The 16,273-nt window shown below is 32.8% G+C and carries 14 protein-coding genes; all 14 read left to right on the top strand.

The window, feature by feature from the left end; translation table 11 throughout:
- Nucleotides 1-57 precede the first annotated feature (57 nt).
- The 14 genes from HOO91_12395 (at nucleotide 58) to HOO91_12460 (ending at nucleotide 16,170) form a co-directional block, all read left to right on the top strand.
- Nucleotides 58-882, top strand: coding sequence for a methyltransferase domain-containing protein (locus tag HOO91_12395; GenBank protein ID NOU18347.1), 825 nt, complete (start codon nucleotides 58-60; stop codon nucleotides 880-882).
- Between the two features lie 24 nt (nucleotides 883-906).
- Nucleotides 907-1,665, top strand: coding sequence for an imidazole glycerol phosphate synthase subunit HisF (gene hisF / locus HOO91_12400; GenBank protein ID NOU18348.1), 759 nt, complete (start codon nucleotides 907-909; stop codon nucleotides 1,663-1,665).
- Nucleotides 1,662-2,783 (top strand): N-acetyl sugar amidotransferase, encoded by a 1,122-nt coding sequence (locus tag HOO91_12405; GenBank protein ID NOU18349.1) that lies wholly within the window; start codon nucleotides 1,662-1,664, stop codon nucleotides 2,781-2,783. The genes hisF and HOO91_12405 overlap by 4 nt, the downstream gene beginning before the upstream one ends.
- 1 nt (nucleotide 2,784) lies before the next feature.
- Complete coding sequence (locus HOO91_12410; GenBank protein NOU18350.1) at nucleotides 2,785-4,044, top strand: glycosyltransferase family 4 protein; 1,260 nt, start codon at nucleotides 2,785-2,787, stop codon at nucleotides 4,042-4,044.
- A 624-nt stretch (nucleotides 4,045-4,668) separates the two neighbouring features.
- Entirely contained in the window at nucleotides 4,669-5,349 is a 681-nt protein-coding gene (locus tag HOO91_12415) for a hypothetical protein (protein NOU18351.1), read from the top strand.
- 101 nt (nucleotides 5,350-5,450) lie between these two features.
- Nucleotides 5,451-6,656 (top strand): glycosyltransferase, encoded by a 1,206-nt coding sequence (locus HOO91_12420; GenBank protein NOU18352.1) that lies wholly within the window; start codon nucleotides 5,451-5,453, stop codon nucleotides 6,654-6,656.
- A 5-nt stretch (nucleotides 6,657-6,661) separates the two neighbouring features.
- Nucleotides 6,662-8,011 carry a DUF362 domain-containing protein gene (locus tag HOO91_12425; protein NOU18353.1) on the top strand — a complete coding sequence of 450 codons (1,350 nt, stop codon included), beginning with the start codon at nucleotides 6,662-6,664 and terminating at the stop codon, nucleotides 8,009-8,011.
- Between the two features lie 83 nt (nucleotides 8,012-8,094).
- Nucleotides 8,095-9,117 (top strand): hypothetical protein, encoded by a 1,023-nt coding sequence (locus HOO91_12430; protein NOU18354.1) that lies wholly within the window; start codon nucleotides 8,095-8,097, stop codon nucleotides 9,115-9,117.
- Between the two features lie 14 nt (nucleotides 9,118-9,131).
- A complete protein-coding gene (locus tag HOO91_12435) occupies nucleotides 9,132-9,644 on the top strand; it encodes a hypothetical protein (GenBank protein NOU18355.1) in 513 nt (170 codons plus the stop codon).
- A 255-nt stretch (nucleotides 9,645-9,899) separates the two neighbouring features.
- Nucleotides 9,900-10,823, top strand: coding sequence for a glycosyltransferase (locus HOO91_12440; GenBank protein ID NOU18356.1), 924 nt, complete (start codon nucleotides 9,900-9,902; stop codon nucleotides 10,821-10,823).
- Nucleotides 10,820-11,839 carry a polysaccharide deacetylase family protein gene (locus tag HOO91_12445; protein ID NOU18357.1) on the top strand — a complete coding sequence of 340 codons (1,020 nt, stop codon included), beginning with the start codon at nucleotides 10,820-10,822 and terminating at the stop codon, nucleotides 11,837-11,839. Before HOO91_12440 ends, HOO91_12445 begins: the two co-directional genes overlap by 4 nt.
- Before the next feature lie 29 nt (nucleotides 11,840-11,868).
- Nucleotides 11,869-13,173 carry a phenylacetate--CoA ligase family protein gene (locus HOO91_12450; GenBank protein NOU18358.1) on the top strand — a complete coding sequence of 435 codons (1,305 nt, stop codon included), beginning with the start codon at nucleotides 11,869-11,871 and terminating at the stop codon, nucleotides 13,171-13,173.
- A 10-nt stretch (nucleotides 13,174-13,183) separates the two neighbouring features.
- Complete coding sequence (locus HOO91_12455; protein ID NOU18359.1) at nucleotides 13,184-15,049, top strand: hypothetical protein; 1,866 nt, start codon at nucleotides 13,184-13,186, stop codon at nucleotides 15,047-15,049.
- A 59-nt stretch (nucleotides 15,050-15,108) separates the two neighbouring features.
- Complete coding sequence (locus tag HOO91_12460) at nucleotides 15,109-16,170, top strand: glycosyltransferase (GenBank protein ID NOU18360.1); 1,062 nt, start codon at nucleotides 15,109-15,111, stop codon at nucleotides 16,168-16,170.
- Nucleotides 16,171-16,273 lie beyond the last annotated feature (103 nt).

Here is a 16,273-nt window from a genome sequence, read left to right on the forward strand (position 1 = left end):
ATCAACGATATTAAGAAAAGGCATTATTCTATGAGCATAAAGACACTATTAAAAAGATTGTTGGGGGAAAATCTTTTTAGTTTTAGCAAAAATCTTTACTGGTTTATTAAAACACACACTATTAGTAAATATACCTTAAGAATTAATGGACTAGGTAAAACCCACAAATGCTATATTTGTGGAGAAACCTTTTTCCATTTCTCAAAATATCAAAACGGATTATTAGGGCTTTCTGATTTAATATTAAAATTAAACCTTGTTGGAAGTGATGTAGAAAATTTCGGCTGTGATTTTTGTGGTGTTGATGACCGGCAAAGACATTTATTTATGTTTTTTGACAAGTTAAATATCTGGGAAAAATTCAGGAATAATAAAATTCTACATTTTGCACCTCAAGAATTTAAACTTTCAGAGAAGATTGAAAAACTTAATCCAAGGGAATATATAAAAGCCGATCTTTTTTCCAATGACCCAAAAATAAAAAAAATTGACGCCACAAGAATACCTTTCGATAATAATACATTCGATGTCATTATTTGTTGTCATGTTCTGGAGCATATCAACAATTATAAAGATGCAATAAGTGAAATACATAGAGTTTTAAATATTAATGGAATTGCAATCTTACAAACACCTTACAGCAAATTGCTTAGTAATAATTTTGAAGATCCCAATATAAATTCAGATGATTTAAGGTTGTTTTTTTATGGCAATAATGATCATTGTAGAGTTCTTAGTGAAAATGTTTTTTTTAAAGACCTACAAGATGCCGGATTTTTATTACAAATAGCAAGAAATTCAGATTATTTCAGTGATGATGATTCAAATTATTTTGGAGTAAATAAAAATGAAGATTTGATTCGGGTAACAAAAATTAATTGAAATAAACGAACTAGGTCGTTTAGTATGTTAAGAAATCGCGTAATTCCTGTATTATTAATAAGCAATGGGGGTCTAGTTAAAACCACCAAGTTTAAGAAACCTGTTTATATTGGCGACCCCATTAATGCAGTTAAAATATTTAATGAAAAAGAGGTCGATGAGTTAATCCTTTTAGATATAACTGCAACTAACGAAAAAAAGGAACCGAACTACAGTAAAATTAAAGAGATTGTTTCCGAAGCATTTATGCCAATAGGCTACGGAGGAGGGATAAATAAACTAGAACAGATTGAAAACCTATTTATGCTAGGCGTTGAAAAAGTGATTCTTAACACATCTGCACACACCAATCCTGATTTATTAAGACAGGCCTCGATAACATTCGGGAATCAAAGCATTGTTGTTGCCATTGATGTTAATAAAGACTTTTGGGGTAAACAATATATGTATACCAATGGTGGCAAGGTTAAGCAAAAAACAGAGTTGATTACATTTCTTAAAAAAACAGTTGCGATTGGTGCAGGGGAAATTTTAATAAATTCTATTGAAAATGATGGTATGATGAAAGGCTATGATCTTGGACTTATTAAATATGTAAGTGAAAACGTATCGATCCCTGTTGTGGCATGTGGCGGAGCAGGAAATGTTCAAGACTTTTATAGTGCAATAAAGGCAGGTGCTTCTGCTGTTTCGGCTGGGAGTATGTTTGTTTTTCAGGGAGTGAATCGGGCAGTGCTGATAAGTTACCCGAAATATGAGGAATTAGAAAAGTTGTTAAAATGAGAGAATATAAGATATGTTCCAGATGTGTTATGGATACAAGTGATCCTGACATTGTTTTTGATGAGAATGGTTGTTGTAATCATTGTACCAACGTATTGCAACATCTAAAAGAAAACTATAGCGAGAAGACTAAAAATCAAGAAAAGCTTAATGAAATAATTAGAACAGTTAAGAAGGAGGGTTTTAACAGAAAATACGATTGTATAATTGGATTAAGCGGAGGGGTAGATAGTTCTTATCTAGCATACAAACTTGTTAGGGATTATGGTATTCGGCCTCTGGCTGTGCATGTTGATAATGGATGGAATTCAGAGTTGGCAGTATCTAACATACACAACTTGGTTAACAAGCTTAATATTGATCTTTATACCCATGTGATTAACTGGGAGGAATTTAAAGATTTGCAGAAATCATTTCTTTTTGCTTCTGTCGTTGATCTTGAGATGTTATCTGACCATGCGATTGTTGTCGCAATAAAAAAAATTGCAAAAAGGGAAAGAATAGAATATTTTTTAATAGGCTCAAATTATCAAACGGAATCAATTTTACCAGTAAGTTGGTTTTATCCCAATAAAATTGATAGTGGGAATATTATTGATATTTACAGAAAATATGGTTCTGGTAGAAAAATAAAAACATTCCCATTTCTTTCATTCTGGAACTATTTTTTCTATGGTAAGGGGCATGGTAAATACCTAATGCCACTTTCTCTTATGGAGTATGATAAGGATGCGGCAAAAACAATCTTAATTAAAGAGATGGATTGGCAGGACTATGGGGCTAAGCACCACGAATCGTTTATTACAAAATTCTACCAAACATATATATTGCCCAATAAATTTGGTATTGATAAGAGAAGAGCACACTTAGCTAGTTTGATTTGCGCTAATCAAATAACTCGCGAAAAAGCACTTGAGGAATTGAATAAACCAATTCTTGAAGATTCAAAAAAAGGAGAGGCAATTGAATATTTCTGCAAAAAGATGGAATTGTCAAGAGAGGAGTTTAACAAAATAATGATGGAACCCAGAAGAGAGCATGATGAATTTAAAACCTATAAAAAAACCAAGGAATCTATTTGGAAGATTATCCGCATAATGAGGCACAGCCAAAAGTAGTATGAATAATAGTTTTCAAAGAAAAGTAAAGATTGCGTTTTTAGGTAACCAAATAGCATACGGTGGGGGAGCTAAAAGTCTCTTGTTGCTTATAAAGTCTTTGCAGGGTCAAAATATAGAGAGTTATCTTTTTGTAACTCAAATCTCTTCAGAAGAGATGAAAGCGGAGTTTGAAGAATATGTTGAGTTTGTAAAAATTGTTAACCTCCCAGAAGCTGTTAGCGCACAAACTCAAACAATAAAAGAGAATGTACAAAAACGCAAAGAAAACAATCAGGATCTCTTAAACATTAAGATTTTTGCTGAAGAACTAAATAAATTAGAGATTGATATTTTACACATTAATAATTCTGTTTTTGCTCCAATATATAAAATACTCAGAAGTACTACTAACATTAAAATCGTTACCCATATTCGGGAGTGGGTCGATTGGAATGGAATACACCAAAAACAGAGGTACATAATTGATTCAATCGAGAATAATTCAGATGCATTAATTTGTATAAGCGACACAGAAGCGAGAGTTTTTAAAGCACATACAAATTTACATGTAATACCTAACACTTTTGATTTTAATGAACTTACTCATATTGGTAACAATGGAAAGAAGATAAGAAAAAAACTTGGAATTAACGAAAACACCTTTGTCGTTGGCATGATGGGCAGTTTTCAGAGGAACAAAGGGGTTCTCGATTTCCTTAAAGCACTTGCATATTTAAAGCAAAATAAAAACAATTTTGAGGATATCAAATTTGTTGTTTTGGGAGGAAGTGTTAATGTGAAACCCAATATAATCAAACACATTTTAAGAAAAATATTACTTAGGAATACCTTTAATTATCAAGTTTATAAACTATTAAAAAGGGAAAAAATTTTAAATGAGGTGATTTTCTTAAGTAACAGAAAAAATGTACTTGAAGTTGTTAATTCTTTTGATGTGGCTGTAAGACCCTCCTATACTGGAGATCCATGGGGTAGGGATGTAATTGAATTTATGGCAATGAAAAAACCAATTGTTGCAACAGGAACATCGGAGTTCTTTATTAAAAATGAAAAAACTGGTTTTATTGTCCCGCCAAGAGATTATGTTGGGTTAGCAGAGAAAATATATTGGTTGTATCAGCACAACAAAGAAAGAAATGAAATGGGGCAAAGAGCTTATAAAAACATATTTGAACTGAGTAATACGAATGTTTTTAGAGCAAACTTAATAGATGTGTATTTTAATTTGATTCGCCACAAATTATATCCGAGGATTTAACAGATCTATTAATTATAATGGTCAATTAATCTTTTTATTAAAACGCTTTTTTCCAAGATGCCTCAATTATTGATTAATGAAAAAATTAAATTTATTGATTACGTTTTAGTTCTTACCCTTTTGACTATTACTGCAAATCCTTTCTTTTCTTTGATAAACGTGTATGTACCCTTTATTTTTATGTTGTTTGTATGGGCATACGCTATTTATAAAGGAAAATTGAAAAACAGCAAAAGATTTTTTCAGATCTTAATTGCTGTTTATTTTTTGATAATAATTCAATTTGCTTTATTTGGTGGAATAACTCCAGCAGGATTATATAAACCTTTACTGTTATTCCTTACGCCGTATATTTTATACCGCCTTCTGGGATTAAGATATTTTAAATGTTTATTTGATATTATATACTATTCCTCCATAATTACATTCCCGATCTATCTTTTGCAATCACTTATTCCATCTGTTAATACATTGATCACAGGAGCCATGGAATTTATGTTTCAATATGGCATTACAGATTGGCCACGGTCAATTTTGTTTTACTCAATGCCTCGGGAATCAGGTTTTATTCTATTAAGAAATTCAGGTATATTTCATGAACCCGGTGCCTATTCAATTTACTTAATGTTGGCAATTATTATTAATACATTCTTTACAAGAAATACTCTTGACAGAAAAAATATAGTACTAACAATAATTTTATTAACCACTTTTTCAACAACGGGTTATGTTTTACTAGCAATCTTTTTTGCTTATGCCATTCCAAAATCTAGATTGCATCCGCTTCTGAAATACTTCATTTTTATATTAATGATTACACTAACAATAAAGACATATCGTTCAGCTAATTTTCTTCAAGAAAAGATAGATAATCAATTTTTAACACAAGTTGATGCAATTCAGACAAAAGAAAAAGGTCAGGGTCGATTTTATTCATTCCTAATGGCTTTAGATGTGATTAAACAAAATCATTTTATTGGCAAAGGAATTATTGAAGCAAACAGACCTGTTGGTGAAGGCGTGTATTTTGAATTTGGTGCTATGGGAATATTTGCCCAGTATGGTATTATTTTCGGAGTTTTTTATTTATTTGTTTACTATAAAGGAATTAGAAAATTAACTTTATTATATGGTTTACCCCGAAGTTTATCCTTAATCTTTTTTATTATCATACAACTAGGTTTATCTAGCCAGGCATTTAATTTTCATGCATCATTTATAATGTTTTTTATAATTGGTTTAGATGCTAAAGTGAATCTTACGGCTTCTGCTTTGAGTACCGTGAGGGTGCCAATTAACACATAAGTTTAATACAATGTAAATGTTATTTAACAAAGAAATAGTTTTTATATATAACTTAATATAATGGTTCTTTCGGGATTTTCAAAACCAGATAACTCATAACGTTGATTAATCCAAATAAAATTATTATCATAACAACCTGCCCATTTCCAAATGGATTAGCCGGAACGAATAGAATATTATCCTATTGTAAAGGTTTTTTATATCATGGTTATCAACCAGAGGTTTTCTGTATTAGACCGACTGAGCCATATTATAATTCTACAAATTTATTTGTGAAAGGCACATTTAATGGTATAAAATACACTTATCCGGGAGGAACAACAAAAAGGGTTGCTTCTTTTTTGGGGAGAAGGAAGAACGATTTTTATGCTAAATGGGCCTCCCTTAGGTTGCTTTATAAGACCTTGAAGAAAGGAGAGATTTTTTTTATAATCTTTTATGGAAATAGCGTTGTTGTGGAGTTGTCTTCAATACTAATCTCTAGACGTTTTAATATAAAAATCTATAAAGAAGAAAGCGAAAACCCAGAAATCTATTTTAGGGGTGTCAATATTTTCAATTCTTTTAAGAAATGGTTTGTTATCAATAAACTTTATGGATACTATACAGGTATTTTGGTAATGACACACCCATTAAAAAAATTATTTCTAGGGAAAGGTATTCCCAATAGAAATATTTTAATTATTCCTCAAACGGTAGACCAAGAAAGATTCGAAAAAGATAACTACAACACCTCTGTGCCGCGATCATATGATTATATTGCTTATGTGGGTTCGCTCAATCAGCTAAAGGACGGTGTTTTAACGTTAGTTGAATCATTTGAAGAATTATCTGCTATATATTCTGAAATTCACTTGGTAATTGCCGGAGATGGAACACCTAAAGAAAAAGAGGAGTTAATATTACTTATTAAGAAATTGAAGTTGCCAGAGAGGGTTCATTATATAGGTTGTATTCAATCAAGCGATATTCCGGCTTTTCTTAAAGGGGCGAAATTATTAGTGTCCTGTCGTCCAAAATCCCTGCAAAGTGATTTTGGTTTTCCCACGAAAATTACTGAGTATTTAGCAACAGGAAGACCAATAGTAACAACATTAACCGGAGAACTTGATCTTTATTTGAAGGACAGGGTAAATGTTTTTGCTACAACAACGGATGATCGAAATAGTTTTGCCTCAAAGATAATAGAAGTGCTAGAAGATTATGATTTTGCCATGAAAGTAGCACGAAGAGGACAAATGTTGATAAGCGATAACTTTAACCCAATAATACAAACAAAAAGAATAATAGATTTTTGTACGGATTAAAATACATGTCAGAAATACCAATTGTAAATAGTTTTGTAAATATTGAAACACTTTTTGAAAGAGAACAAGAAAGAAGTATTTCTTTATTGTCGGAATTATATCTACAACCCAACTTATTAAAAGAGAAGATTCGAAAAATTTCAAAGGGAGTTTTGGATAATCATAAAATCCTCGAAGGGAAAAAGATTTTACTGAAACCTAATTGGGTAACGCATAATAGAAAAGAAAATGACGAAATCTGCTTAAGGACTCATAATAGCATATTGCTTTCGCTGGTTGAAATAATTCTTGAGTGTAAACCGTTAAAAATCACTATTGGGGATGCTCCAATACAAGGTTGTAATTGGGAAAAAATGATAAGTCAGGATTTTTATAAAAGCATAGAAAGATTAAGTATAACCCATTCTATTCCTATTATTATTAAAGATTTCAGGAGAGTAACTTTTATTCCTCTCGAAAACAATCTTACAAAAGAAAGGAACGCAATAACTAACTATACAATATTTGATCTTGGAAAAGAAAGTTGCTTAGAACCAATTAGTTCAACGAAAAATATTTTTAGAGTAACCGATTACGATCCAGATAGACTATCAGAGTCTCATACTGTTGGAAAGCACAAATATTGCATTACAAACGAATTGTTTGATGCAGATACAGTAATATCTTTACCAAAAATAAAAACGCATCAAAAAACAGGTATTACAGGAGCACTAAAAAATTTGGTTGGATTAAACGGAGACAAAGACTTCTTACCTCATCACAGGGTTGGAGGTTCGGGAGTTGGAGGAGACTGCTATCCCGGGAAAAACATTTTAAGACGTATTTCAGAATTCTTTTTAGATTATGCTAATAGGCATCAAGGAGAAAATAAGTATTGGGTAGGAGTTTATTTATCTAAAATTGCATGGAAGTTATCTTTGCCGAAGAATGTTCATCATTTAGCTGCTGGGTGGTTTGGAAATGATACTACATGGAGGATGGTAATGGACTTGAACAAAATAGCAATATTTGGGAAAAAAGATGGTACAATCTCCGGTTTGCCACAAAGAGAACTTTATTCACTTTGTGATGGTATAATTGGAGGACAGGGAGATGGACCACTTAATCCACAACCATTAGCAATGGGGGTAATTTGTTTTACAAACAACAGTTCAATGACGGATATTTGTATGGCAACTCTTATGGGTTTTGATATTCAGAAAATACCACTTCTTAAAATAGCCGAACAAAATATAAAAAGGGAAACGATTTCACTTATTTTAAATGGACGATTAACAACAATAAAAGAAATTTCAAAATTATCAATACCAACCTTACCTCCTCCAGGGTGGGTTGATTATCTTAGTAAACCATGAAATGGTTATTCTTAATCAAACTGTCTATTTCAGATGGTTTATTCTTTTTCACATAAGAATTTTAAAATTTACTAAACATTGAAATGAAACCTATTGCAATTCATGATAATAAAATTGGTTTTACCAACAGGTGGATAGAGTACTGTTCAAGGAACTCTATTCCTTTTATTAAAGTGAACTGTTATGATACCAATATCATTGAAAAGTTAAAGGAATGCTCTGCCCTTATGTGGCATTGGAATTATGAGTATTATCAGGATTATCTTTTTGCACGGCAATTTCTGCTTGCGGTAAAGGCAACAAATATTAAAGTCTTCCCTGAGTTTTGGACAACCTTTCTTTTTGATGACAAGTTGGGGCAAAAATATTTGTTTGAATCTCTTGATATACCAATGCCAAAAACATACGCATTTTACGAAAAAAGGGAGGCAACTAATTGGGCAAAAGAGATTCAGTATCCAATTGTTTTTAAGTTAAGGTGTGGGGCTGGTTCACAGAATGTGCAATTGGTTAAATCCTTTACTAATGCAAAGAGACTTATAGATAAATCTTATTCAACAGGTTTTAAGAGTACGAATAAGCCTCAAGTTTTAAGAGATCGTTTAATTAAACTATTTAGGTATAAAAACAAAAGATCTTTTATTAATGTTATCAAAAGCACTTACCGACTCTTTATTCCAAAATTTGATGAAAAAATCATTCATCGGGAGATTGGTTATGTTATGTTTCAAGAATTTCTTCCGAATAATGATTTTGACACCCGAATAATTGTTCTCGGAAATCGATGTTTCGGAATTAGGCGATATAATCGCAAAAATGATTTTAGAGCGTCTGGTAGTGGCTTTTTAGATTATGATCCAGAACAGATTGATACTAGGGCTATTAAGTTGTCTTTTGATATTGCAAGTAAATTAGAAACAAGATTACTTGCTCTAGATTTTCTTTTTGATAAACAGAATAATCCTGTTGTTACGGAAATGAGTTACGGTTTTGCAGTTGAGGCATACGATGATTGCATGGGTTATTGGGATAATAAATTGATCTGGCATGAGGGTAAACAAAACCTTCAATATCTTATGGTGGAAGATTTAATTACTGAAATTTAATGACTAGTTTGTTTATGTTAACTCTTGTAAAAAAACACAACCATTTACAAATAGTGATTTTTGATTTTATTTCAATTATCGTTATACTATTTGTCCCAACTGTTTCACATTTAACAGGATTTCCTTTTTATATATTTGAACCCATGAGATTGTTGGTAATTTCTTATTTGATATTTAGTAAAAATAAAAATTCTTATTTTCTAGCAATTTTGCTGCCTCTGTTTTCTTTTATTTTTGCAGGTCACCCCTCTCTCTTTAAATTACCATTAGTTACAATCGATTTGCTTTTGAATGTTGCTTTTTTAAATATCTTGTTAACAAAACGATTTAATATTTATTTTTCTATTATTCTGTCGGTTATTATAAGTAAAGTAGTGTATTATTCTTTAAAAGCAATTTTCATTTATGTTGGATTATTAGTAAATGGATTAGTAGAGACAAATATTATTTATCAGATTGCTAATTTGTTAATTTTATTAGGGATATCGTTTATCTATGTAAAGAAGAGTAACCGTAATTATCTATAAAAGATGTGTTTTACAGATAATTGGTTAAATATATAGATGATATACCTCAAAAATTGACACGCTAAGACATGTTAAATTTTATAAGACGCAATAACGTATATTAAAACAAGAGTAATACATATTGTTTCATCATTAACCAGAGGCGGTCGTGAGCGTCAGCTAGCAACAATCCATAAATACTCCGATAAGAGTAAGTTTTCAACCAAAATAATTTGCTTTAATCGTACCCAAAACTCTTATGTTGATGAGTATGGAATGTCTGAAGATGTTATATACCTTTCTTCGAAGAATTTTATTAAAAGGGTTAAGGAAATTAGGGGAATTGTTAAAGAGAATAAGGCGGATATAATTTGGTCATGGGGTGGAGTTGAAGCAACTTTTGGTGTTTTTTTATCCCTTACATCTAGCGTTAATCATATCAATGGAAGCATTAGGCATGGTATTGTTCGTTTCAAACTGCATCAAATTTGGCGTCTGTTAGTATTGCATCTCTCCAAAAATATTGTAGCAAATTCTTTCGCTGGTTTAAAGGCAAATGGTATCTATCGGGGTGCGGTGCTTTATAACGGTATAGATGACAGTTTTTTTTGCGAACCCCAAACGCAATCTGCCCTTATTCGAGGAGTATTCGAAATTGAAGAAGATGTTGTTCTGCTGGCAAGTGTTGCAAATCTAGTTCCTTATAAGGATTATGACACAGTATTAAAAGCATTAAGCATTATCAAGTCAAAGGGAATACCGTTTCATTATATTGCTATTGGTGAAGGTCCTGAGAGGAGACATATTGAGGGATTAGTACAAATCCATAATTTATCTCAAAATGTTACTTTTCCTGGAAATCGATCGGATATAAAAGACATTCTTTACGCATCAGATATCTTTATTCATTCATCACGTGGGGAGGGTTGTAGTAATGCTATTCTGGAGGCGATGGCTGTTGGTTTGCCAATTATAGCATCCGATACTGGAGGGACAAGAGAGATAGTAGATAATAATGTCGGAAGGTTATTTGAATTTCAAAATGCGAAACAGCTTGCTAGTCTGATTATGAATCAGATTTGCAATAACCTTGAAAGAGAACTATTGGCCGAAAACTCAAAGCATAAAGCGGCAAGTAATTTTTCGATTGAGAGGATGATGTCCAATTATTACAAGATTATTGAGGGAGTTATTAAATGAGGAAACTCTATACTTTTATTCGCAAGATATTTCCAACCCAATGGCATGGCATACTCACAGTTTTGCTCTATTACTTGAAAATTAAACCCACTGTAAATCGAAGGGTTAAATCACCATTTAGCAAAGGGATAATTGTTATATCTGCTGATTTTGAGATGGCTTGGGCTTTTAGGTATTCCAAAACCAAAGGAAGTATTGCTGAGCAATTGGGTTTAAGGGAGAGGGAGAATGTTCCTAAATTGTTAACTCTTTTCGAGAAATATCAAATTCCAATTACTTGGGCTACGGTTGGACATCTATTTCTCGATTCATGCAGCAAAGAGCAAGGTTCAAATGCACATCCTATGATGCCTCGTCATTCGTTTTTTGAAAACAGTAACTGGAGTTTTTGCTGTGGAGATTGGTATGAGCACGATCCTTGTACAAATTATATCGAATCACCAGCATGGTATGCTCCAGATCTAATAGATCAAATCATGCAATCATCAGTTGGTCATGAAATAGGATGTCACACCTTTTCTCACATTGACTGTACGGATAAAAACTGCCCGCCCGATCTATTTGATGCGGAGTTAAAGGCGTGTATTGAGCATGCAAATAAAAAAGGTATTCAACTTAAAAGCATGGTTTTTCCTGGGGGAACGAATGGAAACTATTCAACATTAAAAGAACTTGGGTTTACCAGCTATCGAAAGGCAACAAATTACCATATAGACATTCCTTTTATTAATAATGATGGTTTGGTTCAAATACCCAGCAGCTATAACCTTGACAGATCAAATCTGAATTGGTCGGCAGAAAGATATATTCGAATGGCCAATTCATTTGTTTCAAAAGCCTCAAAACACAAAATGGTTGCCCATTTATGGTTTCATCCTTCGATGGATAGTTGGTATATCGAAAATGTATTTCCTTTTGTACTTGAATATATAAAAAAGCATGTGGATGAAAACAGGGTTGTGGTTTTAACTATGGCTCAGCTTTCTGAAAAAATGAAGGGTCATGAGTTAGATTAAACAGGCGTTAATTTTCATCAATCAAAATTATGTTTAAACTAAAGCTGATAGATTTAGCAAAAGGCTCTAACATATCTGATCAATACAAATTCTATTGTTCTACATTAAATTGGAGCAGAGATCAGGTTGTTAGCTATCAAAATAAAAGGCTAAAAAGTCTTATTAATCATTCCTGCTTAAATGTTCCATACTATAGGAATTGGATGGTTAATCATAATATTATTCCTCAAGAGATAAATAGCACAGAAGAGTTAAAAAAACTTCCCATTTTAGACAGGGTAATAATACGCCAAAAAAATAAAGACCTAATAGCCCAAAATTATAAAACAAAAGATCTGCACGGGGGGAGTTCAAGCGGGACAACTGGAATACCAATAAATTATTATCACGATACCCAATCGATAAGTGCTGGTGGGGCTGCAAATTATGCGCTATGGTTAATGTCCGGTTGGAAACCAGGACAGAAAAATATTCATATCTGGGGAAATGCATCTTCAATTGAACGTTGGAATAGTATCGTTTCGAAGTTGAAAACAAGACTAATGAATCAGCTAAATATTCCCTCTACTCACCTCAACGAAAATAACATTTCAGAAATTGCCGAAAAAATCATTCGATTTAAACCGAAATCAATTGAAGGTTACCCAAGTGCAATATATACTTTAGCGAATCATTTCAAACAAAATAACCTTTCAATAAAAGGCTTAAAGCAAGTACTTACTACAGCAGAAAACCTTGAAGATTATCAACGAGATATTATTGAAGCGACTTTTGCTCCTACAGGCGACTTTTATGGATCTGGAGAGGTAATGGGCATTGCTTCTCGCCCAATTGGTGATAATCGGTATTATATTTTTGAACCACACGTAATTGTTGAAGCGGTTGATTCGGGCTTGGAGGGTATGAAGGATATTCTGGTTACTGATTTAGATAACTATGCAATGCCTATGATTAGATATAAAGTAGGAGATTTAATCGATAACATTTATATTCCAGAAACAAACTCAAAGTATCAGTTTTCATATTTCAAAAAACTTATAGGTAGAAGTGCAGATATAATAACATTAACCAATGGTATGCGATTTCATCCGATTAACATTTTTGGGGGGACTCTATTTCGGGAGTTTCCTTTTATTTCAAAGCATAGAGTGGTATGGGATGGAAAATTACTAAGAATTATTTTTGAGGTAAATGGAAGTGTTGATGATTCATTATTGAAACAAAAAATTGATGAATTATTAAAGAGATATGATGTTTCTTATAGTATTGAGTACACAACAAAACTTTTACCATCATCTAACGGTAAATATAAATATGTTGAAATAATTAAATAGTTCTCATTTTATGGCCGGCATTTGTGGAATAATTCAAAAGAAAAGTAAGGTCGAAGAGGGTCGGCTCAATGCTGCTTTTGAACGAATGTTATCCAGGTTGCCTGCTAATTCAAACCAATCCTCGGATCGATTGGTACAGGACTCATTTTGGATTGGGAAAAGTTTTCCGATAACCCATGGGAATGAACCAGGGATTATTCATAATCCAGAGTTATCAGTTTACGGGGTTATTGAGGGGTTGGTTTATGTAAACGACTCAGCAAAAACATTAGTTCAAGGCGAAAATAGAGAAGTTGAATTTTCTTCGCAAAATCAGTATATTCCATACCTATACGCTAAATACTCCATTGATTTTGTAAAGCATTTAACCGGGTGGTTTAATATTTTTCTTTTTGATCAAAAGCAAGGTCTTGCAATTCTGGTAAACGATAGAATAGGATTTCTTCCAATGTTTATCTATGATTCGGGCGAGGAATTCATTTTTGCTTCAAAAATTGAGAGCATCCTTGCATCTGGATTAATGGCTAGCATTGGTTTTGATGCTGTTTCGTGTGCCGAACAATTTCTATTTAACTATCAACTTTCGAATCATTCGCTTATTAAGAATATTAATACGTTATCTGCAGCGACTGTCCATCAGTTAAAACCAGATGGTGAAAATAAAACTATTTACTGGAGCCCCAGAGAGTTGATTGTTGAGAAGCCGTTACCAAGGAAAGAGGGTTTTGAGATTATTAACCAAGCGCTTGAAGTCGCAATCAGCAAAGCGTTCGCTAATCACCAAGGCGATGTAGCGATTACCCTTACAGGAGGTTGGGATGGTAGGCTTGTACTTTCGTACGCGTTAGGAAAATTTAGCGAACGAACTCATACGTTTTCCTATGGTACAACAAACTCTCCCGATATTGTAATCCCTCAAACCATTGCGCAATCAGAAGGTTTTAGGTATAAACCATTTCTGCTTGATCAAACTTACATCGGTAACTATTTCCCCGATTCAGCAAGTAGTACAATAATACTTTCAAATGGTGTTAGGGGCTATCGTCGAGCCCCTTATCTTTATGTAATGCCAAAATTATTGGGTATTTCGAACCTTATTCTTTCGGGAAATTTCGGAGACGAAATGCTTAAGTTCGCAGCGCTAAAACCCAGTGAGGTTCAATCAGAGGCATTGATTAACTATATTCAATCCGATTTTAAGGAAAGACCTCATTTCCCCCATCAACTATTTCAAGATCAGTTTTTGACTAATACGAATAGTTTCGATCTAATTGATGAGTGGAATTGCCGCTTACAGGGTTTAGAGGATGAGATGTCGTGCTATAACAATAGGAGTAAAAAGTATAATCACCTGAAATTGACTCGGATTGCTAACCGTTTTTTTGGTTACGAGGTGAATAGCTACAACGATTACACCAATAGCTTTTCCCCGTTTCTTGATTTCGATTTTATTACTGCGTTCTCTAAAACCATTTATTGCGGTATATATCATCCATTTAACGAGAATAGGATAAAGGACAAAGAGTTGATTGCAATGCTTTACGCAAGCCTTGTTAAAAAAAATCATAAAACACTTGCTAAATATAATACCGATAGGGGTTATTCAATGGATGATGTAACAAATCCCTTTGGAAAGATTTTGGCTTACACTAAAAAACGTTTTTCAAAAGGTGCTCTTGAGAAGGAATCCGGTTTTTCAGAGCATACCTCAAAGCTATTCGATCAATTACACCAATCAGCCTATCCAGATTCTTTTGAAAAGTATCTTCAGTACCCTTATGATAAAGTTGAAAATGGGGTTAATAAGAACCTAATGAGCAGAGTTCAATCGCTAGAATTTTGGATTGGATATATAACAAATCAGTATTTAAAATAAATTCTTTGCGCTCTTTGAGCATCCGTTTTGCCCTTTGTGGTTAAAATCACACGAATAAAATGGAAAAAAAGTTCACCGTATTTGTATTTGCCCGGCTAAAACCTAGCCAAATAAATTATAAAATTATACCATTAAGCAATTCTCCTTTAGTTGAGCGGGTTTATGTTCTGCGAAAAACACCCCTTGAGGTGAATAACGAAAAGGTAGAGTGCATTGCACTACCTAAGATTCTTCGTATTCGATTGTTTTATTGGCTATTCACAGCGCTTTATGGTGCGTGGTTAATCAGAAAAAAAGGGGCAAATGTAATAGTCAGCTATAATATATTTCCACATGGTTTTAATGGCTACGTTGCATCATTAATAACAGGTAAACCCTTTATTTTTGCTGAGATTAATGAAGAAACTCTGAATTATTTTAGTAATTCATTATTTAATTTCTTTATAAAGAAAATATTAAACAGAGCAACTTATATAACAGTCCCTGGCGCAAATACAGCGAAAAGATGGAGAATTAATGGGTATAATAATCTTGTACCGCTACATAGCACAATAAATACAGAAGTATTTCTACCATTTGCTCAAGAAAAGTGGTTTGATTTTCTTTTTATTGGAGAGTTTGATGATAACAAAAGACCAAACCTAATACTTGAAGCATTCACCGAAATTCGAAAAATGGGTATTGATGCTTCTTTATGTTTTATAGGCTTTGGTCAATTGGAAAAGAATCTTAAAGAGTTAATCAAGAAGAATAATTTAACCCAATACGTGTCCGTAATAAAAACGAACAATGTGTTGGAATACCTGTTGAATTCTAAAGTGTTAGTAATGTCTTCATTATCCGAAGGCATCCCTTGTGCAATGCTCGAATCAATGGCCTGTGAGCTTATTGTTGTTGTTCCTCCTGTTGGTGATATTGCCGATGTGGTTGAACATGGAGTTAACGGATTTCTGCACAATAACACCAAGGAGGATATAGTAAAATGGATGGTAGAAGCCTATAAAAATTATGACTCGCTAGGACTTATGAGAGAAAAAGCAAGGGACACAATTATCAAAGGACATTCCTATCAATTTGCAGTTGCCGGATGGAATAAATTGTTAATGCGAATTAAGGGTTGAAACTACTTTACTAATAATTTAGTTAAATATTTGAAAATCAATAAAATAACATCAGAAATATTTGTTTAAAACCCTGGAAATCATTATCTTAAGCGATTAATCT

Source organism: Bacteroidales bacterium, from assembly GCA_013141385.1.
Taxonomy (GTDB): domain Bacteria; phylum Bacteroidota; class Bacteroidia; order Bacteroidales; family Tenuifilaceae; genus UBA8529.

Excerpts from the sequence above, each read along its gene's own strand:
- hisF (NOU18348.1), top strand. The coding sequence starts at position 907 with ATGTTAAGAAATCGCGTAATTCCTGTATTATTAATAAGCAATGGGGGT.
- HOO91_12405 (NOU18349.1), top strand. The coding sequence starts at position 1,662 with ATGAGAGAATATAAGATATGTTCCAGATGTGTTATGGATACAAGTGAT.
- HOO91_12410 (NOU18350.1), top strand. The coding sequence starts at position 2,785 with ATGAATAATAGTTTTCAAAGAAAAGTAAAGATTGCGTTTTTAGGTAAC.
- HOO91_12415 (NOU18351.1), top strand. The coding sequence starts at position 4,669 with ATGTTGGCAATTATTATTAATACATTCTTTACAAGAAATACTCTTGAC.
- HOO91_12425 (NOU18353.1), top strand. The coding sequence starts at position 6,662 with ATGTCAGAAATACCAATTGTAAATAGTTTTGTAAATATTGAAACACTT.
- HOO91_12430 (NOU18354.1), top strand. The coding sequence starts at position 8,095 with ATGAAACCTATTGCAATTCATGATAATAAAATTGGTTTTACCAACAGG.
- HOO91_12435 (NOU18355.1), top strand. The coding sequence starts at position 9,132 with ATGTTAACTCTTGTAAAAAAACACAACCATTTACAAATAGTGATTTTT.
- HOO91_12440 (NOU18356.1), top strand. The coding sequence starts at position 9,900 with ATGTCTGAAGATGTTATATACCTTTCTTCGAAGAATTTTATTAAAAGG.
- HOO91_12445 (NOU18357.1), top strand. The coding sequence starts at position 10,820 with ATGAGGAAACTCTATACTTTTATTCGCAAGATATTTCCAACCCAATGG.
- HOO91_12450 (NOU18358.1), top strand. The coding sequence starts at position 11,869 with ATGTTTAAACTAAAGCTGATAGATTTAGCAAAAGGCTCTAACATATCT.
- HOO91_12455 (NOU18359.1), top strand. The coding sequence starts at position 13,184 with ATGGCCGGCATTTGTGGAATAATTCAAAAGAAAAGTAAGGTCGAAGAG.
- HOO91_12460 (NOU18360.1), top strand. The coding sequence starts at position 15,109 with ATGGAAAAAAAGTTCACCGTATTTGTATTTGCCCGGCTAAAACCTAGC.